Origin of the sequence: Psychrobacter sp. (genome assembly GCF_018260395.1) — a bacterium.
Classification (GTDB): domain Bacteria; phylum Pseudomonadota; class Gammaproteobacteria; order Pseudomonadales; family Moraxellaceae; genus Psychrobacter.
This window is the reverse complement of the sequence record NZ_JAGLBC010000032.1, coordinates 1-21,230: the sequence shown is the minus strand read 5'-3', so window position 1 is coordinate 21,230 and position 21,230 is coordinate 1. Positions and strand designations below refer to the sequence as shown.

Below are 21,230 nucleotides of genomic sequence, written 5' to 3'. Positions count from 1 at the left end.
GGGTATTTGTTAAAGAATAGTGAATATTAATGACAGTGACTCTTTAAAGCCTTATAATATTTTGTTCGAATATGGTCTATTGCGATGTATAAGAGTTAAATTCTACTCTTAGGGCAAATGCATCATTTATAGCAATGTTAATTTAATACTTTTATTCCCTTAAAAAGTTTAGTCATTCTTTTTAATTTTATTCAGTTAATTTTTTGATATAGTTTTAGTGATGAAAATGATTAGATAAAACTGATTAATTTATAATTGAGCGAATGACTTCTAAATAGTATTGGACGATCAAGGTCGCCTCTTCTAAGGGCTAACTTAAAGGGCAGCGTTATGACTATTTTATTATTTGGCATTTGCCATTTTTTTCAATTGCGACATAAGGAGTGTGACGCATGTTAATTTTAACTCGCCGTGTAGGTGAAACTTTAATGATTGGTGATGAAGTAAGTGTCACGGTGTTGGGTGTAAAAGGTAATCAGGTGCGTATTGGGGTCAATGCCCCAAAAGATATTGCGGTACACCGTGAAGAAATTTATCAGCGTATTCAACACGAACGAGCAATGCAATCTCAAATGAAACATCTTGAGCAAAGTAACTTTCCTACTTCATTTGATGATGATGACTTTTTTAATAGATAACTGATTCTTTTTAAAATATTATCTTAAAAATAAGATGTTTATATTGTAAACTATCAACCATTATTACTAGTATATATTACCTAGATTCAATTTGATAATGAGGCCATAATGAGTATTCGACATTCTGACGTGTCAGCCCTACTAAACGGTCTGGACAAAAAAACTATTGGATTTGATGATGTCATCAATTTTATAGATGATTTTTATCGATATACTCCAGTTAAATTTACCAATGGGGATTTGGTTAATCAACCTGGTACTAATGAAGGTAGTGCTAAAATATTTGGTTTTGCTAAACTCAATGGTTTAAATCGACTCGATACTCTAAAACTATTTGGTGAGCATTATCAGTCTGTACTTAGCAATCTTAATGGCACTGATCATCCTAATATTCGTAATTTTATTCATTGGGGTTGGCAAGGCTTTTTAATGGAGCATAACCCATTAACACTTCGCCCAGAGGTTGATGTTAAAAATATTTAATTTCTTAATTAAAATGGTTTTATTCGCTTAGCTTTACGACACATAAAAAAGACTAACTTTAAGTTAGTCTTTTTTATGTCTATTCCATGCTTATCAAGATATCAATTATAGGAATTTTATTGGCTGAATAGCACCTTTGGGATTGGGCATATTTGGATAATGATGCTCGTGTTCGACATCACACTCATCACCCACCACTGTTCCATCTTTTTTAACCGGTTTATGAATATAACCTACTCGCTCATGCGGCGGTAAGTTCTCATGCTCCCATATCATAACAGCTTGCATACAAGTTTCACGCTGTTCAGGCGTTAACTTATTACCGTCCGCCCATTTACCCAATTCAATAGCCAAACGAAAAGAAGCTACCAACTCAGGAGTCATTGCTGCTAATACTTCTTCTTTATTCATGATCTTACCTCATATTTGATAATTACAGGCTGAAAAACGTCATAGTCAGTAATTAAACTACAAACATTTCTTATAAATCATCTTCACTATCTAGATTAAATTCCTCTGCATGAACATTCCAATTAAGCTTAGTACGGCAAGCTTCATAGAAATCAAAGCCTGGAGGATGCAATAATGTCAGCTTATCAGGATGTTTACGGATTAATAGCCTGTGATCTTGCTCAAGAGCAATACTAGGTTTGCCATCTGCACTCACCATAGGCTGAGTACGATTGTCCTTATGAATACGAATCATAATTTCACTTTTATCGCTCACAACTATAGGACGACTTGATAACGTATGCGGGTGCATTGGCACCATACATATAGCATCTAAGCTAGGATGAATAATAGGTCCGCCTCCAGATAAAGCATAAGCAGTCGATCCTGTGGGTGTAGCTACAATAAGACCATCACTATGCTGACGATACACATCTAAGCCATCAATCTTTAACTGAAAATCAATCATATGTACTGACTTGCCTGCATGCAATACCACATCATTTAAAGCCATATCTTGATGAATAATCTTATGGTCTTCTTGTATTTCCAACATCAATAAAAATCTTTGGTCCAACTGATATTCACCCATCAATACTTGGTGCAACTTTTCACCAACCTCATCAGGATTTACATCAGTTAAAAACCCCAATCTACCTCGGTTTACGCCTAACACTGGTACACGATAACGGGCCAAAGCTTGTGCTGCATGAAGAATAGACCCATCACCCCCTACCACGATCACCAAATCACATACTTCACCAAGCAAACTGCGTTTAACAATTTGAAGCTGGTTGAGTTTTTCAAGTTCAAGGTCTGGCAGTGCGGCGGTCTCTGAATCTACATAAAGACTCAACCCCATCTCATTAATGCGTTGGCCTATCTCATGTAAGGTAGTAATCACCCCTCTTTTGCGAGCACGACCCATCAAGCCGATACGTCTAAAAGCGGGGTTTTTTATAGAACTAAAAAGAGAAGAGTCTGATAAGTTTGGGAGCTTATCTGACTGCGCGGAGCTTTCCATAGGCTTAAGCTTCATTAAATAAGTCATTAAGTAGAGTGTTTGATATATTCAAGATTAAAAGTTTTTAATTTATGATTTTGCTTCAATTCAATAAAATAGAGTGCCCATAATAAAGTGCAATAAACATTAATTTATTAAGCATTTTATCAAGTGCTAATATAGTGCTATTACAGGTTGTAAGCGTATCACATTATCGGATTTACTGCATTACCCTGTGCTCAACTTTATATTCAAATGGTCATAGTTCATCCTATATCAAAATTATTATAAGATGCTATACATTGAAAAGCGAACATATCGTAACCATAAACTAGATAACAGAAGATATATAGTTGCCCAAATAGAGTAAAATCTATTTATTGTTAGGTCAGCTTTACCTATTATATAGATTTACGGTATTATGAAAGATAACTATTCTAATGATTCACAACTAAAGCTTTGCTTGTTTATATTTTGTTTTACTAAACACGTTTTTTCAAAGAAAATTTAGGCAACGTTCAAATATTTATTGAATTAATAATTTAATACTAAAGGAAGTAATTATTATGGCAAACCCTATTGTCAGTCGTACTGAACTTGCTGTTGGCGGCAAATCAATGACCGTTAAGGGCGTTGTGCATAAAACCAGCTTTTTATTAGGTCTAAGTGCTATTGCAGCTTTAGGCTTTTTCTTCTTCATTATGAGTGGTGGTATTAGAGGTGGCATGACACAAATCATCACTTTTGCTAGTATGTTTGCAGCTTTTGGTTTGGGACTGTTTATTACTTTTAAACCTCATAAAGCAAAAGCACTGGCTGCTCCTTATGCTATTTTAGAAGGTTTGTTTTTAGGCGGTGTTTCAATATTGTTTATGGGCATTGATCCAAGCATTCCTGCTAATGCTTTAGCGGCTACTTTTGTCACTGCTGCTGTTATGCTAGGTCTTTATCGTTCAGGCATGATTAAAGTAAATCAGAAGTTTCGCTCAATTATGATGTCAGCACTATTTGCAATTATGTTAATTTATATTGTCCAATGGGGGTTCGTTATATTTGGCTCATCTTTACCATTTTTATTCCAAACTGGTGGTTTGATAGCTATTGGTTTTAGCTTATTTGTGGTAGTGGTTGCGTCATTAAGTTTATTACTTGATTTTGATAATGTTGAACGAGCTGTCGCTGCCGGCGTATCAGAAGATTATGAATGGGTGTTCGGTATTGGTATATTGGCCACTCTAGTATGGATGTATTTCGAATTCATGCGTTTACTTAGTCATTTCAACGATTAATAACATTTTTACTTTTAATATCTGAATCAAATTCACTTATCATAAGAATAGAAGGGTCGCAATTTGCGGCCCTTTTTGTTGGGCTAAATGATATTTAATGATTTACTCAGATAACATTCATATGGTTGCTGTAAGTCTAAAAACAAGTTAAACACGTTTAAGTCGAAGTGCATTTAATACAACAATTAGTGAACTTAATGACATACCAATGGCTGCTAACCATGGCGGTACATAACCAAATGCAGCGGGCAATAATACCACTGAATTATATGCTAATGCCCAACGTAAGTTTTGTTTGATAATAAGCTGTGCTTTATCCGCCACTCGTTTTGCATCATATACCGAAGGCACTTTACCATTTAAGATAACACTGTCACTCGAGACTTGAGCCAAGTCTGCTGCACCAGCAATAGCTGTTGATATATTAGCCGCAGCCAACACAGGAGCATCGTTAATACCATCACCTATCATCATTACCACATGACCTTGTTGTTGTAATTCCTTAATATGATCTACCTTATCACTGGGAGACAAACCAAAATATACCTTATCAACACCAAGCTCTTTGGCCACAGTTTGGGCATGCTTGCTAGGATCACCCGTTAAAATTACCGTTTCAATATTCTGAGCATGTAAGGCAGCAATCATTTCTGCTACCCCTTCCCTAATGCTATCGTTAAAATAAAATAACGCCATTGGCTCCCAAACTTCATCATTAGACTGTATGCTTGATTGGCATCGAGTCAGCATTACCACGGTACTAGCATTGTACTTTTGTAGCTCTATGTTTGGCATATCTAAAGACGAACATGTGTCTGTCGCACTACGATTTAAAGCGAAATCGACATGACCTAAGCGATACTTATAGCCATTTCCAATATCATTAACCAAAGCTTCAATACCGCCTGCAGTATGGTGTGTTAAGTGCGTCACTTCAGGTAAGTGTAACTGATAGGCGGCATCAAGTAAGGCGCTTGCAATCGGATGGCGACTGCCTACTTCTAAAGCCGCTGCTATGGCCAGTAGATTGTCTTTATCATTATCTTCATCTTCATCTTCATCTTTATCTTTAATTTTCTTGCTAACTTGCTGTGCTAAGTTATTGTGTTTTTGTAGCGAATCAATATATAACAGATTAGGCTTACCATACGTTAATGTACCAGTCTTATCGAATGCCACATGCGTTATTTCAGCCAAAGTCTCAATGGTATGGCCTCTAGTAGTTAAGAAACCATAACTTGCCAGCCTATTGGTTGAAACGGTTAAAGCAATGGGGGTCGCCAATGATAAGGCACAAGGACAAGTTGCTACCAATACTGCGACAGTGGCCCAAAGTGCCTGGGAAGGATCAACAAGGTACCAACCTATAAACACAAAAACAGACAAAATCAAAATTCTTAGCACAAACCAACGGGCCCATCTATCTGCTTGTTCCGCAAGTTTTGGTTTTTCACTCAAGGCACGGTTCATTAAACGATCAATTAAGGCAATTTGACTGTCTTCTGGTAAGGCTGTGACCAACATTACAAAAGGCTGACTATCGTTTTGAGAACCGCCAATGACTCTATCCCCTCTGCGTTTAATTATCAGAAGACTTTCACCAGTAAGCAAACTTTGAGAGACCGTCGCCGTTTCGCTACAAAGGATACCGTCAGCAACCACTTCACTACCTGCCTCAATCATGATGACATCACCAATCTTTAGGTTATTAGCGGTAACAGTCTCACTACCCGTCTCAATTTGAGAGACTTCTAAATCTAATTTATCAAAGCTAAATGCTGTATCTGATCTAAGAGTACTATGAAGCTCGTTTTGAGTTTCAGTATGAGGCTCAGGCTGCTTGTTACGCTGCGCTAAGTGAATCAGCTCTTCAAGTTTAGTTAGTTTTTGCTGTTGTGGTGGAGTCAATATTAAGCTATGTTCTGCAACTTCAATCTTATCTGCAACTGACTGATTAGATGAGATATTTGATTGTTCAATTTGCTGCACCAAATCAGCTTCATTGCCAATTCTTTGTACTAAAGTGGGCTCAACAACCACCAAATCATTGGCCATATTTGCCGCTTTTAATCGAGCGTTATGCTCAATATATCTACCTGCCAGTAAGAAGAACACAAACATACTAACTGAATCGTAATAGGTCTCTCCTGTACCTGAAATGGTGGCATAAAGACTGGCAAAAAAAGTAACTATAAGCGCAATACTAACGGGCACGTCCATATTGACCTGACGAATTTTAATCGCTGACCATGCTGAGCTAAAAAAAGGTACTGCACAATAGAAGAAAACAGGGATGCTGACAAATAGCGATACCCAACGTAGAAAATCTCGTTGCTCAACCAACATGCCGCTGAAGCTGGTGTACTTGCCAAAATACATACCCACTGCAAACATCATCGCTTGCATGGCACCTAAAGCTGCTATACCTAATCGAATCATCATTTTTTTGTTGTTACGAGCCAGCATCGCTTCATGAGTATCCTGACGATAAGGCTTAGCGTCATAGCCTATTTGATTAATCGTTGCCAAAATCGCACTAATAGCCAACTGCTCTTCATCCCAGATTACCCGCATACGCTGATTGGTCAAATTAACCTGACATTTATCAACGCCTTTTAATTCATATAACCTTGTTTCAATTAGCCAAGTACAAGCAGCACAGCGTAAGTTACTGACCGAAAGTTCAGCCACCGATTTACCATCTGCCGCATACACAAATTGAGCTTGAATGTCTTCATGATCATAGGCTCTCAAACGATCTAATTCAGTGGGCATACTGGCAGTACGGTTTATTTCAGATCGATCCAAATAATACTGCTCAAGACCGGCTTCAACTATACTCTCTGCTGCAAGTTGACATCCCATACAGCACATTAATCTTGACTCTCCTAAGACTTGGGCAGTAAAAGGTGGTTTAGGAACAGGCTCGCCGCAGTGGAAACAACATCCCTCAGGAGGCAATATCAGATTATCAATGTCTTGGGTATAGTAAGTGAAATGGCTTTTGGAACTGGGATCATTTGAATTATATTTAGAATGGGTCATAGATGGATTCACAACATATTGTCGCAGTAAAGATACTGCCTATTGTATCAGGTCTTGCAAACTTATAACTTTTATCTAAGCCAAAGCTAAAGCTATTGATTTGGCTTAGATATGGTTGCCTTAAGATGGAAAAGCAATGAAAATATGTCTTTAAAGCTTAATAAAAGGCTATTAAAGGGCTTTTTCATTGAAAAAAAGGTCTTTTTCCGTCATTATAATCAGGTCTTTTTTATGTTGGTAAAACTATCGTGCCTCACAAACCTTCTACTGTAATACCTAATCTTTCAAATTCAACTAAAAACTCGTTTAATACAAGCACAGGTAAAATTCCAAATCCCGAGCAACAACGAGGATCGGTGATCGGTTTTCTATTATTGATTATCATTATTGTCGGTATGCTTTTACTTGCCATGTATTTGATTAAGCAAGATAAAATCATTACCAATAAATTTGAAGGTAAACGTTGGAATATCCCAGCCAAAGTGTATTCTCAGCCATTAGAGCTGTATCAGGGTGCCTCATTAACTACCAATAATCTTGATACTTGGTTAGAGATGCTAAATTATAAATCGAGCTCGAATTATAACAGTAGCGGTACTTATAATAAGTCTTCGGGACAGTATGTGATTCATACCCGCGGCTTTCAATATAGCGCCAATGATGTTGATCCTCAACAAGTTATCAAAATTAAAATCCAAGACTCAAAAATTACCAGTATCCAAAGTACCCAACCTAATGATACTGGTATAGTACGTGTTGAACCAGTAACCATTGGGGGTATCTACCCTGATAATAACGAAGATCGCATTGTTCTTCCTATCTCGGAGATACCTCAACCACTTATTGACGCTCTAATTTCAACCGAAGATAGAGGATTTTATCAACACAAAGGCGTTTCTTTAAAAGGTATTGGACGAGCCATTTATAACAACTTAAAAGGTGGCTCAATGCAAGGTGGTTCGACCATCACCCAACAGCTAGTAAAAAACTTTTATTTAAGCTCAGACCGTACCTTAAAACGTAAAGCTAATGAAGCCATAATGGCCTTATTGCTTGAATTGCATTACAGCAAAGATGAAATATTACAGACCTATTTGAATGAAATTAATTTAGGTCAAAATGGTAACCGCTCTATCAATGGATTCGGTTTAGCTGCTCAGTTTTATTTTAACAAACCATTAAAAGAGCTTCGCATTGATCAACAAGCTTTATTAGTTGGACTTGCCAAGGGTACCAGTTATTATAACCCAAGACGAAATCCTGAGCGTGCATTAGACAGACGTAATACAGTACTTGCCAACATGTTAGCTACGGGCAAAATTGATCAAAATACATATGAAGAAGCTATCGCAAACCCACTAGATGTGGTTCCCAAACCTAGCGTGGGTAAAAGCCGCTTCCCAGATTTTCTTGATATTGTAAAACGTGAACTTCAAGCAAACTATCATCACGATGACTTGAAAAATGAAGGGTTACGTGTTTTTAGTACGTTAGATCCAATTGCTCAGTTTGCAGCAGATGATGCAGTTCAAAAAGAGCTGTCTTTATTGCGTAAAAAAGACAGTAAAACAAAATCATTACAAGCTGCCTTATTGAGCGCAAATCCAGCTTCTGGAGAGCTTGTTGCTGCTGTTGGTAGTGGTAGTGAGTTCACTGGATTTAACCGTGCTGTAGATGCCAAACGTCAAGTTGGGTCGTTGCTTAAGCCATTTATTTATATGACGGCTTTAGAGAGCGGTAAGTATAATCTTGCCAGCTCAGTTAATGACAGTCCAGTTACCCTTACTTTGACAGACGGAACCACATGGACACCGAAGAACTATGATGGGATTGATCATGGGTATATTCCTCTGACAACTGCATTGGCAAAGTCATACAATCAGGCGGCAGTAAATACTGGTGTTGAATTTGGTGTAGATGCATTAATCAATCAAATTCATTTGCTTGGGATCAATGAAAAAATTTCAACTTATCCTTCATTATTTCTGGGTTCAGTTGAGTTAAGCCCAATGCAGATGCTAGGCATGTATCAAGTTGTAGCTGCTGGTGGCTTTCGCACCCCTATTATCAGTATCCGTACAGTGGTTGACGATAGAGGTACCATTCTACAACGTTCAGGATTAGACACTAAACGCAGTGTGCCACCTGATGTCAACTATTTAACCAATTATGCCTTACAAGAAGTGGTTAAAAATGGTACTGCAACCTCTTTAAAATCATTGGGCAGTAATCTTAATCTTGCAGGCAAAACTGGTACTACTAATGATTATCGTGATGCTTGGTTTGCAGGCTATAGTGGAAATTATGTGAGCGTGGTTTGGGTAGGTAGAGACGATAACAAACCGATTGGCCTTAGTGGAAGTAGCGGTGCCTTACCAGTATGGAAAGACTTTATGGGACGATTAAATCTAACCCCGGTAGAGCTAGTTCAACCTGATAGCGTTGAATGGTTATGGTTAGAAAATGGCACAGGCAAACTGTCGCACGAAAGTTGTGAAGGCGCACGTTATTTACCAGTTCTATCAAGAAGTCTTCCTGAAGAAGCCAGTGACTGTGCACTTGCTATATATCAACAAGAACAATCTCGTAGACAGATGCAGTGGATTAATGATCAGCGTAAAGCGCTTTTGGAACAAAGTCGCCAGTTAGACAGCGCCCAAGTGGGCATGCCTTCAGATAATAATGACAGGTCTACCAGCGATAATCCCAATAATGACTCACAAAATGGTGAAGGTGGTCCTTCAAATCCCACAAATAGTCAGCATTCAGGCGACACTTGGTATGATAAAGCTTTAGAATGGTTTTAATTAACTATTTTAAAACTAACCTTAACTTGTATCTTTTTTATAACTAAAATATTAAATTAAGTTTTAGAATATATTTTATTTTTATAAAGCTAACTGGGGCTCTTGCTAAGTTAGCCTTGATTTTTTTATTTTAACCCTATATTTGGATTGAAATTATGTCTATGCAATCCCGAGTACCTTTAACTACGATCAGTGTTCAAACATTAGTCAAACCCAGTATGGTAAAGTCGTTAATAATTGGTTCAACGCTCGGATTACTTTCAGCAGCAGCTTTAACTGGGTGCCAAACCACAGATGGGTTATCGACTTCTTCAGCCCCTGTTACGATGCCTAGCGACAAATCAAGTCGGACCCAGCAAATACCTCAAAATCCAATGGATGACTCTACTAATCCTGCTAATCCAACTGATGATGAATTTGATGATAGCAACTATCCTATTTTAGAAACACAACAAGATAGTGAGACTTCTTCCATAGCGAATAGCAATAATGAAGTGTCAGCGCTTGGAGATTCATCTTCAACTCCTACCCCTAGTACAAAGGTGAGTAGTAAGCCACCCTCTTCTATGACGCCTGCCGCTGAAGCGCCTTATGAGGAAAATCATTCTGCTGCTAATGATATAGCTACATCAAGACCTATAATCACTACCTCTAATGCGCCAGAGGAAGTGTATAAAGAAAGACCTCCTGTGCTGGATGCTAGGACCACTCAACAAATCCTACTTGAACAAGCACGTCAAAACTCAAAACAATCCAATCGTAAACCTGCCTCTATTCAAGATGGGAACAATCTACCTGCTTTTCAAAAGTTAATGAACACTGGCGTTGACCAGCTCCGCCAAGGACAAGTATCTGCGGCACAAGCTACATTCACTCGTGCTCAGCGTTTGGGTCCTCAATCTTCAGCTGTTTATTTTTATTTAGGTCAAGTGGCTCTAAAACAAAACCAACCCTTAAAAGCTGAAGCAATGGCTCGCCGTGGGTTGGTTGTGGCACAAACTGAGTCAAGAAAAAGAGCCTTGTGGCAAGTAATTTTAAAAGCAGGACAAGCTCAGGGTAATAATCGCGTGATTAATGAAGCGAACGCTGCTCTTTCACGATAAAGGCTATCAACCTAAACGCTATCACGTTAAAATACACGATTTAAAAAGTTATATATCTTAAGGATTATTATGGATTGGCAGCAACTTCACTTACAGTGCGAAAAACAAGATGTGGATTTGGCTGAAAGCCTTTTATTGGAAGAAGGTGCGCTTTCAATTAGCTTAGAAGATGCTGGAGATCAGCCCCTGTTTGAACCTCTACCAGGTCAATCGCCTTTATGGGATGAAGTCGTCTTAACGGGTTTATTCACAGCGGATAATGCTCAAGATATTGAAGCTGTGGGTCAGACTATTGCGGTGCAAGTAAATGCTCGACGTGTATGGACCACTGCCCTCGCTGATACTGATTGGGAACGCGAGTGGATGTCGCATTATGCGCCTATCGAATGTGCCAATAATTTATGGATTGTGCCTAAATGGATGACACCGCCTGATCCTACCGCCATTAATATTATGATGGATCCAGGATTAGCTTTTGGCACAGGCTACCATGCCACTACTCGGCTATGCTTAGACTGGTTTACTGAACAGAACTTATCCAATAAAGTGGTTATTGACTATGGTTGTGGCTCAGGTATTTTAGGTATCGCTGCCCTTTTATTGGGTGCTAAACATGTATACAGTGTCGATATTGATCCTCAAGCTGTATTAGCTACCAATCAAAATGCTGAACGTAATGACGTCGCTCATCAATTACAAGCTTTCCTGCCTGAAGATTTTGCCAAAGCCTTTGAGGGTGGCGACATTCCTAAAGTGGATATCATTGCTGCCAATATATTAGCCAAACCTTTAATGGAATTAGCGCCTTATCTAGCAACCTTAATCAAGCCTCAAGGTGATATAGTGCTGGCAGGACTTATCTCTGAACAATTAGAAGATGTTATCAGGGCTTATCAACCCTGGTTTAACCTAGATACACGTCATTCCTACCAAAAAAATGAAAAGCAAGATGACTCACATTGGCATCGTTTATCAGGGACTTTTAAAGGATAATCTGTCAGACTTAATACATTGCTCAAATATGCGCTAAAACTCAATTTTTATTATTAAGACTGAATAGATTTGTTATAAAAACTATGGACTATCAAACTTCTTCTTTAAGCGATTTGAATACACTAGCTGTTACTATCGATAGTGATAATGCTTCAGTGGTTCCTATAAATCGTATGCCCCTTCGATATCATGTTCAACAAGCCGTTGAACAGTATTTTATAGAGCTTGAAGGAGAAACAACGACAAATCTTTATCATACTATTTTACAAGAAATAGAAAAACCTCTATTACAAGTGGTATTAGACCAAACACAAGGCAATCAATCTAAGACTGCTTTGATACTAGGCTTAAATCGAGGAACTTTACGTAAGAAAATGGAACAATACGGTTTAATGTAAAGGTAAAATATAGCGTTGATATACAGTTTTAGTAATATAGAGATTATTAATATTGAGGCTCTAATGATAAAGAGTTACTGCTAATAATATCGATATATCATTAACTCGTTTTATTTAGTTTACTAGCTTTAATTTAGTAAAAAAACTGATAACCAAACTTCGAGGCTATAATCGTTTCTGGTAACAATTTTGTTTTATGTATAGTTTTGCTCTATTATAGCCGCGTCTTAACCATTCAGGGTTAAGATAATATCAAAAATCACGATGATTTCAGAATTTATCCACCCTTTTTATCGTCAAATACATGGGAAAAACTATGTCTGATAAGCCGTACGCTCTTATTTCTGTTTCTGATAAAGCTCATATTGAAAGCTTTGCCAAAGGCCTAATTGAAGCAGGATACGAATTATTATCAACAGGTGGTACTTATCGCCTACTGTCTGAAAATGGCATTGCAGTTACTGAAGTAGCAGATTACACTGGCTTCGCTGAGATGATGGATGGCCGTGTTAAAACACTTCATCCAAAAATTCATGGTGGCATCCTAGGCCGCCGTGGTCAAGATGACGCCATTATGAGTGAGCACGGTATTCGTGCAATCGACTTAGTAGTGGTCAACTTATATCCATTTGCTCAAACCGTAGCAAAAAAGGATGTGACCAAGGCTGATGCGATTGAGAATATCGATATTGGTGGACCAACTATGGTACGTTCAGCCGCCAAAAACCATCAACATGTGGCTATCGTTACTAGCTCTGATGACTATGAATCTATCTTAAAAGAGCTAAAAGAGGCAGGTAGTTTATCTCAAAAGACCCGTTTTGATTTGGCCGTAAAAGCTTTTGAACATACTGCTAACTATGACGGTATGATTGCTAACTTCTTAGGTAGTCGTCTTCAGTCTTTTGAAGAGCCTGATAACTTTGCCCGTACTTTCAATGTTCAATTCAAAAAAGCTCAAGACCTACGTTATGGTGAAAACCCACATCAGCAAGCTGCGTTTTATATTGAAGAAAATGGTTCAGGCGAAGGATGTATCGCTACTGCCAAACAACACCAAGGCAAAGATCTATCTTATAACAATATTGCTGATACTGATGCCGCTTTGGAATGTGTTAAATCATTCTCCGAATCTGCGTGCGTTATTGTGAAGCATGCTAACCCATGTGGCGTCGCAATTAACGCAGATCAGACTCAAGCCTACAAAACAGCTTTTAGTACCGATCCAGAATCATCCTTTGGTGGTATTATTGCTTTTAACCGCCCTCTAACTAAGCAAACTGCCCAAGCTATTGTGGATACTCAATTTGCAGAAGTTATTATTGCACCCAGCTTAGAGCAAGGTGTACTTGAAATTACGGCTGCTAAGAAGAATGTTCGTGTATTAACTTGTGGTGACTTGGCCAATCCTGAAAACCGTGCCAAACAGTATGATTATAAGCGTGTTACCGGTGGTCTATTGATTCAAAACCAAGATTTAGGTCTAATCACTGCCAATGACTTACAAGTAGTGACAGAGCTTCAACCTACTCAAGAACAGTTAAATGACTTATTATTTACTTGGACTGTTGCTAAATATGTGAAGTCTAATGCTATTGTTTACGGTAAAGATTTACGCACAATAGGTATCGGTGCAGGTCAGATGAGCCGTGTAAATTCAGCTCGTATTGCTGCTATTAAGGCTGAACATGCCAATCTTAAAACTGAGGGTGCAGTAATGGCATCGGATGCTTTCTTCCCGTTTAGAGACGGTATCGACAATGCTGCTGAAGTGGGAATTAAAGCCATTATTCAACCTGGGGGTTCTATCCGCGATGATGAAACCATTGCTGCTGCTAACCAGCATGGTATAGCGATGGTATTCACCGGTATGCGTCATTTCCGTCATTAAGCAATAATCATTAAGCATTAATACGCAAATTAAAGTGCAAGCGTAATACAGTACAATTATAAAAAGACCGCCTCAATCTGAATTGAGGCGGTCATTTGTATATTATAAACCATTCTTAAAAGATTAATAATTATTGAGCTGGTTTAAACCCCTCCGACTTCCTTAATGATGGCATCATTCTCTTCAATTTTGGTAGCAGCTTTTAAGTATTCAAGATAATCCCTAAAATATTCCTGCCCACGCACACTTTTCATGTCGAACATAGCTTGTGATAACTCAGCGGCTGGAATATCTTTCATAGACCCTTTTGTAATCGGACCTACTACCAATACGGTTGCTCCCTCTTTTGTCTTAGCAGTTAAGGCAATGCGAGTACCATTTGGACTGTCTTTACTAAAAGCAATGGCTTGTTCATCTGTCGACAAATATGGGTTTCGACGATTAATATTCCCCAACGACTGAAAGTTAACTTGCACAGATTGCATTCCTTTTTCATTCACAGTCTTGCCAATATTTTTTGCAGCAGCTAAAGCTTGTTCACTGGCTTTTTGCTTCACAATTAAATCTTTAATAATTGCAGTAGCCTGCTGCAACGTCAAAGGTTTTATTGGGCGATAGTTGGATGATTGTACCCATACGGTGCCATTATTCACTTTGATGCTTGGACTTACAGATTCATCTTGAAGAGCGAAGTTATCAAAGGCAGCCTCGATTACAGCAGGCTGAGATAATATAGATGTATTGTCTTTTTTGGTATAGTCTTTTATTTTTTGGACAGTTAGTTGTTCTTGTTGTGCAATGTCTTCAATACTGACACCATCTATAGCCATCTCATTAATACGGGTAATCTTGTCCGCAATTAACTGTTCACGCTTTTGACGGGTCGCCTGTGCTACTAACTGTTGACGTATACTGTCTAAGCTTGGGACACTGTCACCAGACGTTTCAGTAACTTTAAATAACTGATAGCCAAAACTAGTCTTAACTGGCGCTGAAATTTGCCCTTTACTTAAACCTTCAATAGCTTTGGCAACTTTTGCGCCATCTGCGCCAAATGCATCGGCATTAAAGGTACCGATATCACCACCTTTAGCCGCACTGATAGGGTCTTTTGAAAACTCTTTTGCTAAAGCTGCAAAACTTTCGCCCTGTTTTAGGCGTTTCTCAATTTGCTGAATGGTTTGCTGAGCATTATCACCAGTGACCAAAATTTGACTTAGCTTTTGATTAGTATTACCTACAAACTTAGCTTTAAAAGCATTGTACTGAGTTTGGATATCCTCTTCGGTTACCTTGTCTACAGCGACTTTAGCCGGATCCAATTGAATATAGGACAAATCAACCATAGCCTTACTATTAAACGCATTTTTATGTTCATTGTAATAGTCTGCAACCTCTTTATCAGAAACTGATACCTTATCTTTAAATTGCTCCCAAGGTAGACGGTAGACCCAAACATCTCTGGTTTCTAATTGCAGTGCCAATAAGTCATTTATTTCAGCCTCTGGATATAATGCAGTTTGAGCTACACTTGCATAGAGTTGCATTAGGTTTAACTGCTGACGATACTGATCAAATAATTGATCTTTGGTCATACCTTGCTGCTGTAAAGAGGAGGCAAAGCGTTCATTTGAAAACTTACCATTGCTGTCTAAGAACTGAGCGTCTTGCAACAACAAGTCATTAATTACTTTATCTGATACATGCATCCCTAACTGATCGGACTGGTTTCTTAGCAAAGCACGATTGATCAAGCTTTTTAAAACTTCACGATTTAGAGCTTGGCTATTAATTGCACTTGCATCAACTCGATTTTTAATGAGCTCATTTCTACGATTATTAATAGCATCTTGGTATTCAGCACGACTAATTGTTTGATCGCCTACTTTAGCGACATCGTTTGCATTTGCTGATCCGGTAAAATAGCTTTCAAGGCCAAGAATTACTAGAGGAGATAGGCATAGCATCAAAAAAATTCTGCCAGGCCAACTTTGAAGAAAATTACGTATCGAGTCCATAGTACATATCAGTCATTAGTTAATAAAAGGGTAACGTAATATCATACGTGAAAAGAAGGTGTGACACAAAAAAAACGCACCCTAAGGTGCGTTATTGTCTGCAATCAGACAGAGTATCATTAAATCTAGCACATATTCGGCTTAGTTCAAACGATCTTTAAGGCCTTTACCTGCTTTAAAATGTGGTACACGGCTAGCTGGAATCTGAAGCTCATCACCAGTCTTAGGGTTACGGCCAGTACGCGCTTTGCGATCTTTAACGCTAAATGTACCAAAACCTACTAATGAAATAGTGTCGTTGTTTTCTAAAGCTTCACCGACACTTTCCATCATAGCATTTAGAGCGTCAGCAGCTTGAGTTTTGTTCAGACCACTTTTCTCAGCGATGCTATCTACTAATTCTGATTTATTCATGGAGACTTCCTTTAAAATGATTTAATTTCGGAGGTAAATTCTAGCGCTTAAAAAATAATTAAGCAATATCCAAGCCCTTAAATACTACATGATTGAACATAAAAATGCACTTTTTAAATTTCAAATCTCATAGAGGCATGGAAGTTTATAATGCAGTTATAGCAAGGGGTTTAGAAATGTGCAAGTTAATTTACAATTAATTGTCCAATTCCATACTCATAACGTCTTGAGACACTACTTATAATGACTTTATACCTTTAAATCCACGTTGATTCAAGTGAATTCGTTAAATTTGTAAGTTTACAAATGCAATTTAAATATAGCCAACAGTATTATACGTATGGCGAGTACGTTACATTATGCTATTATTTATCTCATTTGCCACAAATAATGGTTATAATTAATTCATCAAGAAATATCATCAACCCTAGGCGTTTACTTTGCAATAAAGGAAATATAGCGTTTATTCTAATTATAGAGTTGCCTATCTTAATCATTGCATATGCGAATCACAATAATTTAATTAACAATTCTAATAATAAATAGGTTTAGTATGAGTCAAAATTCAATTTCAAGCTCTTTACTTAATGTGGTTTTGGTGTTTGCAGAGTCAGCCATTACCTTTGTTTTACGATTCGATCCTAACCTACGTAAGGCTGTTTATCCTCTAGCCCAAAAAAATGCTGTGGTATGTATACGCAGTTATTTGCCTCATACTCAGTTCTATGCAACCTTTACCAATAGAGGTATTTTATTAGACAGCCAGTTATCGCAGGAGACGACTGAACCTGATGTGGTTGTCAATGCTTATAGTCATCAGTTAATAAATTCGTTAATAAGTAACGATGTCACCCAAATTAATAAAATAACTATGCGTGGTGACACTGAAACGGTAAGTGAGGTGCGTAATTTCTTTACCCAATTAGGGGTTGCCAGCTTATTCCAAGGCATAATTAAAACGGTTAAGGGCAAAAATAAAGACAATCAAGGGACTTCAAATAACGATGCTAAGCCTGACTATAAGGTACGTATTGAAGAGCAACAACAGCAGTTAAATGCTCTAAGTATGCGCAATCGTGAACTTGAAATCAGCTTGAAAGAAGCTCATAGTAAACAAAAGACCACCCTTATCGCGTTAATAGTGGCTTCATTGATTGCTATTGCTGCAGTGATAGGTTGGATTAGTTAGTTAGATAATCAGTTAATCTTCAACTACTTGTCTTCAATTTTGCTCATCCGTATTTAGCTTTACCTGATAGTTTTAAAAAATATCAAACGCTACTTTATCCTAAAAGCTAATATTGATATTTTTAAATTCATTAAACTCCTTATCTGCTTATCTCCTTAACTATGCCTAGGCTTGATTAAGGAGTTTACTTGCGTCTTATTTAAACTTACTCATATATTAAAAAGTATTGAAAACTTAATTGGCTGACCTCAAATCTAGTTCTGCCAATACGCATATCACAGCACTCTAATACGACTTTACTACCCACAATTTATTATCATAGTGTCGCTTTAATTCCATACCTATAATGCTGTTATTAATTTATTTTTATAATTAATACAAGTAATTACCTTATTCTACGGTCATTACAATTTAGTCACCAATTAATCTTGACTGTATTACTCGGAATTAACTATAATAGGATTTAAATAATTTAGATTGAATTGGTGGAGACATAAATGCGTTTAACAACTCGAGGCAGATACGCTGTTACTGCGTTATTGGATCTAGCTATTCAAGATGGTGATTCGACGAATGCGGTCTCCTTATCTGATATTGCAAAGCGTCAATCTATTTCTATTTCTTACTTAGAGCAGTTATTTTCTAAGTTACGTAAAGCAGGATTGGTCACCAGTACCCGCGGTGCCTCAGGCGGTTATCATTTAGCAAAACCTTTGGCTGATATAGATGTTATGACTATCATTACTGCGGTAGATGAGTCTGTAAATGCTATGCAGTGTGGCGGTCAAGGCAACTGTCAAGGTGGCGCAATGTGTCTTACCCACGACTTATGGTGTGCTCTATCCATGCACATCGAACAATATTTAAAAAATATTTCTTTAGAACAGTTGTTACAAATGGAAAATGTGAAAGATGTCTCCCATCGTCAGCAATTATTACATGAATCAGCAACTGATAAGACAGAAAAAAGCTCAAAGATAAATCCAAATATAATATTCCCTGCCAGTGAGGTTAATCCAGCATGAGTAACGTAAATCGCCCAATCTATCTTGACTATGCAGCTACAACACCTGTTGATGCGAAAGTAGCAAAGAAGATGGCTGAATATATGACCTTTGAAGGCGTATTCGGTAATCCAGCTTCTCGTTCACATGGTTATGGTTGGCAAGCTGAAGAAGCGGTCGAAAATGCCCGTCAACAGATTGCTGATCTTATAAATGCAGATCCTCGTGAAATTGTATTTACGTCTGGGGCTACTGAATCTGATAACTTAGCTATCAAAGGTGCGGCCCACTTCTACGAAGGTCGTGGCAAGCATATCATTACTAGTAAAATTGAGCACAAAGCTGTATTAGATACATGCCGTCAGCTTGAACAAGATGGTTTTGAAATTACTTATATAGAACCTCAACCTAGTACTGGCCTTATCTTACCTCAGCAGGTTAAAGAAGCTTTACGCGAAGATACTATTTTAGTTTCTTTGATGATGGTGAATAACGAGTTAGGCACTTTGACAGATGTTAAAGCCATTGGTGAGATGACTCGCGAAGCTGGCGTGATATTCCATGTTGATGGTGCTCAGGCCGCGGGTAAAGTAGAAATTGATTTAGAAGAAATGAAAATCGACTTAATGAGTTTCTCTGGTCATAAAGTTTATGGACCCAAAGGTATTGGTGCTCTTTATGTTCGCCGTAAACCACGTATTCGTCTTCGTGCTGAACAGCATGGTGGTGGTCATGAGCGTGGTATGCGCTCTGGTACTTTAGCTACTCATCAAATTGTAGGTATGGGTGAAGCTTTTGCTATCGCGGCTGAACGACTGCAACAAGATCGTGCTCATGTCCAAATCTTGCATGATAAGTTATGGCAAGGCGTTCAAGATATCGAAGAGATTTATTTAAATGGTGATGCAGAACATTGTATACCAAATATCATTAATATCAGCTTTAACTTCGTTGAAGGCGAATCTTTAATGATGTCATTAAAAGACATGGCGGTATCTTCAGGGTCAGCTTGTACATCAGCAACTTTAGAACCTTCTTATGTGCTACGTGCCATAGGACGTCCTGATGAATTAGCACATAGCTCTATTCGCTTTAGCTTTGGTCGTTACACCACTGAAGAGGATATTGATATCATTTTGACTCAAATACATGAAGCAGTTGATAAGCTAAGAGCTTTGTCACCATTGTGGGACATGTATAAAGATGGTGTTGACCTTAACTCTGTTGAGTGGGCTGAACACTAAAAAAATTACAGATTTATATAGGGTTAGTTAGTAGTGATGCCTTGAATTATTCCTTAAGTTAATGCTTATAATGAGGCATCGTTCAAAAGACCCTAATAATATTTTAAAACTAATATCTATTTTAATACTAATATTTATTTTTAAAACCAATATTAAATTAGACAATATATTAATTATTGTTCCCTTAGATCTAGGTTAAACCCCAGGAGAAATACCATGGCTTATAGTAATCAAGTAATTGACCATTATGAAAACCCACGCAACGTTGGAAATTTAGATAAAGATGCTAAAAACGTTGGTACCGGTATGGTTGGTGCTCCAGCTTGTGGTGACGTAATGCGTCTGCAAATCCAAGTTGGTGATGATGGCATTATTGAAGATGCTCGCTTTAAAACTTATGGCTGTGGTTCAGCTATTGCTTCAAGCTCATTAGTAACAGAGTGGCTAAAAGGCAAGACGCTAGACCAAGCTTCTGAGATTAAAAACAAGCACATTGCTGAAGAGTTAGCTTTACCACCAGTTAAAGTGCATTGCTCAGTATTAGCTGAAGACGCTATTAAAGCGGCTATTAATGATTACCGCACTAAAAGTAGTAGCAATATTAATAATAGCAGCAATACGACTGACGCTTAATAAATACATCTGCTTTTCTAAGATTAAAATATTTAAAAGTTAATGATTTTAATGGATTAGTCTTATTAAACTCAAATAAAACAAACATAGACGAATAAAGCTTAATTCATATCAATTATAATTTTTAACATTAGGACAGTCTTTATGATAGAACTGACCGAACGTGCTGCAAAACACGTTACAGATTATTTAAATAACCGTGGTCATGGTGAAGGCATTCGTGTTGGTATTCGTACTGCTGGATGTTCAGGACTGGCCTATGTGTTAGAATTTGTTGATGAACCTGACTCTGTCGATGTAAAGTTTGAAAGTAATGGTGTGAATATTTTTGTTGATCCTAAGAGCATGGTTTATTTAGACGGTTTATTGATGGACTACGTGACTGAAGGTCTTAATGAAGGCTTTAGGTTTACCAATCCTAATCAAAAAGGGGAATGTGGTTGTGGTGAATCATTTACGGTTTAATTGCTGCATTTGGCTATTTAAAATGCTTTAGATTAACCGATAACTCCCTTATTTAACTTTAATGCTTTTAATTTTTTTAATGAATAAGTTTTGACTCTTAAATTTAGTTTAGAATTTAAATACGACTAATAGCAAACTATTTTCATTTGCTTAGCTGACGACA

18 protein-coding genes are annotated in these 21,230 nt (G+C 37.7%); 13 read left to right on the top strand and 5 right to left on the bottom strand.

The genetic code is table 11. The features are described from left to right. The first annotated feature begins 392 nt into the window (after positions 1–392). Together csrA and QZ265_RS04275 are read left to right on the top strand one after the other, a co-directional pair. On the top strand, positions 393–638 hold the full coding sequence (gene csrA, locus QZ265_RS04280; RefSeq protein ID WP_296403749.1) for a carbon storage regulator CsrA: 246 nt from the start codon (positions 393–395) through the stop codon (positions 636–638). Between the two features lie 108 nt (positions 639–746). Further along, entirely contained in the window at positions 747–1,121 is a 375-nt protein-coding gene (locus QZ265_RS04275) for a HopJ type III effector protein (protein WP_296403747.1), read from the top strand. Between the two features lie 105 nt (positions 1,122–1,226). Here QZ265_RS04275 and QZ265_RS04270 read toward each other — a convergent pair whose 3' ends face one another. Next, complete coding sequence (locus QZ265_RS04270) at positions 1,227–1,532, bottom strand: DUF1315 family protein (RefSeq protein ID WP_296403745.1); 306 nt, start codon at positions 1,530–1,532, stop codon at positions 1,227–1,229. 70 nt (positions 1,533–1,602) lie between these two features. Next, complete coding sequence (locus QZ265_RS04265) at positions 1,603–2,595, bottom strand: NAD(+) kinase (protein WP_296403744.1); 993 nt, start codon at positions 2,593–2,595, stop codon at positions 1,603–1,605. 545 nt (positions 2,596–3,140) lie between these two features. On the opposite strand from QZ265_RS04265, the gene QZ265_RS04260 reads away from it, so the two are divergent. After that, positions 3,141–3,863, top strand: coding sequence for a Bax inhibitor-1/YccA family protein (locus tag QZ265_RS04260; RefSeq protein WP_296403742.1), 723 nt, complete (start codon positions 3,141–3,143; stop codon positions 3,861–3,863). Positions 3,864–4,010: 147 nt separating this feature from the next. Here QZ265_RS04260 and QZ265_RS04255 read toward each other — a convergent pair whose 3' ends face one another. Beyond that, the gene (locus tag QZ265_RS04255) at positions 4,011–6,908 is read right to left on the bottom strand and encodes a heavy metal translocating P-type ATPase (RefSeq protein ID WP_296403740.1); all 2,898 of its coding nucleotides are present in this window, start codon (positions 6,906–6,908) and stop codon (positions 4,011–4,013) included. Between the two features lie 248 nt (positions 6,909–7,156). Here QZ265_RS04255 and mrcB point away from each other — a divergent pair, with 248 nt between their 5' ends. The 5 genes from mrcB to purH all read left to right on the top strand — a co-directional run bounded on the left by mrcB (position 7,157) and on the right by purH (position 14,100). Beyond that, positions 7,157–9,715, top strand: a complete 2,559-nt coding sequence (gene mrcB, locus QZ265_RS04250; protein ID WP_296403737.1) for a penicillin-binding protein 1B — start codon at positions 7,157–7,159, stop codon at positions 9,713–9,715. A gap of 155 nt (positions 9,716–9,870) precedes the next feature. Further along, a complete protein-coding gene (locus tag QZ265_RS04245) occupies positions 9,871–10,818 on the top strand; it encodes a hypothetical protein (protein ID WP_296403736.1) in 948 nt (315 codons plus the stop codon). Positions 10,819–10,887: 69 nt separating this feature from the next. Beyond that, complete coding sequence (gene prmA, locus QZ265_RS04240) at positions 10,888–11,811, top strand: 50S ribosomal protein L11 methyltransferase (protein WP_296403734.1); 924 nt, start codon at positions 10,888–10,890, stop codon at positions 11,809–11,811. 83 nt (positions 11,812–11,894) lie between these two features. After that, positions 11,895–12,209, top strand: coding sequence for a DNA-binding transcriptional regulator Fis (fis, locus tag QZ265_RS04235; protein WP_296403732.1), 315 nt, complete (start codon positions 11,895–11,897; stop codon positions 12,207–12,209). Between the two features lie 316 nt (positions 12,210–12,525). Beyond that, complete coding sequence (purH, locus tag QZ265_RS04230; RefSeq protein WP_296403730.1) at positions 12,526–14,100, top strand: bifunctional phosphoribosylaminoimidazolecarboxamide formyltransferase/IMP cyclohydrolase; 1,575 nt, start codon at positions 12,526–12,528, stop codon at positions 14,098–14,100. A 143-nt stretch (positions 14,101–14,243) separates the two neighbouring features. Here purH and QZ265_RS04225 read toward each other — a convergent pair whose 3' ends face one another. Together QZ265_RS04225 and QZ265_RS04220 are read right to left on the bottom strand one after the other, a co-directional pair. Continuing rightward, positions 14,244–16,118: a SurA N-terminal domain-containing protein gene (locus tag QZ265_RS04225; protein ID WP_296403728.1), complete on the bottom strand. Its 1,875-nt coding sequence runs from the start codon at positions 16,116–16,118 to the stop codon at positions 14,244–14,246. A gap of 141 nt (positions 16,119–16,259) precedes the next feature. Continuing rightward, entirely contained in the window at positions 16,260–16,532 is a 273-nt protein-coding gene (locus QZ265_RS04220) for an HU family DNA-binding protein (RefSeq protein ID WP_007395246.1), read from the bottom strand. Between the two features lie 553 nt (positions 16,533–17,085). Here QZ265_RS04220 and QZ265_RS04215 point away from each other — a divergent pair. From QZ265_RS04215 to iscA, 5 genes are all read left to right on the top strand, one after another. Continuing rightward, positions 17,086–17,721, top strand: coding sequence for a hypothetical protein (locus QZ265_RS04215; RefSeq protein ID WP_296403723.1), 636 nt, complete (start codon positions 17,086–17,088; stop codon positions 17,719–17,721). Positions 17,722–18,218: 497 nt separating this feature from the next. Continuing rightward, positions 18,219–18,746 (top strand): Rrf2 family transcriptional regulator, encoded by a 528-nt coding sequence (locus QZ265_RS04210; protein ID WP_296403722.1) that lies wholly within the window; start codon positions 18,219–18,221, stop codon positions 18,744–18,746. Further along, on the top strand, positions 18,743–19,969 hold the full coding sequence (locus QZ265_RS04205; protein WP_296403720.1) for an IscS subfamily cysteine desulfurase: 1,227 nt from the start codon (positions 18,743–18,745) through the stop codon (positions 19,967–19,969). Before QZ265_RS04210 ends, QZ265_RS04205 begins: the two co-directional genes overlap by 4 nt. Before the next feature lie 216 nt (positions 19,970–20,185). After that, positions 20,186–20,602, top strand: coding sequence for a Fe-S cluster assembly scaffold IscU (gene iscU / locus QZ265_RS04200; protein ID WP_296403718.1), 417 nt, complete (start codon positions 20,186–20,188; stop codon positions 20,600–20,602). A 144-nt stretch (positions 20,603–20,746) separates the two neighbouring features. After that, positions 20,747–21,067 (top strand): iron-sulfur cluster assembly protein IscA, encoded by a 321-nt coding sequence (iscA, locus tag QZ265_RS04195; protein WP_296403716.1) that lies wholly within the window; start codon positions 20,747–20,749, stop codon positions 21,065–21,067. The last annotated feature ends 163 nt before the right edge of the window (positions 21,068–21,230 follow it).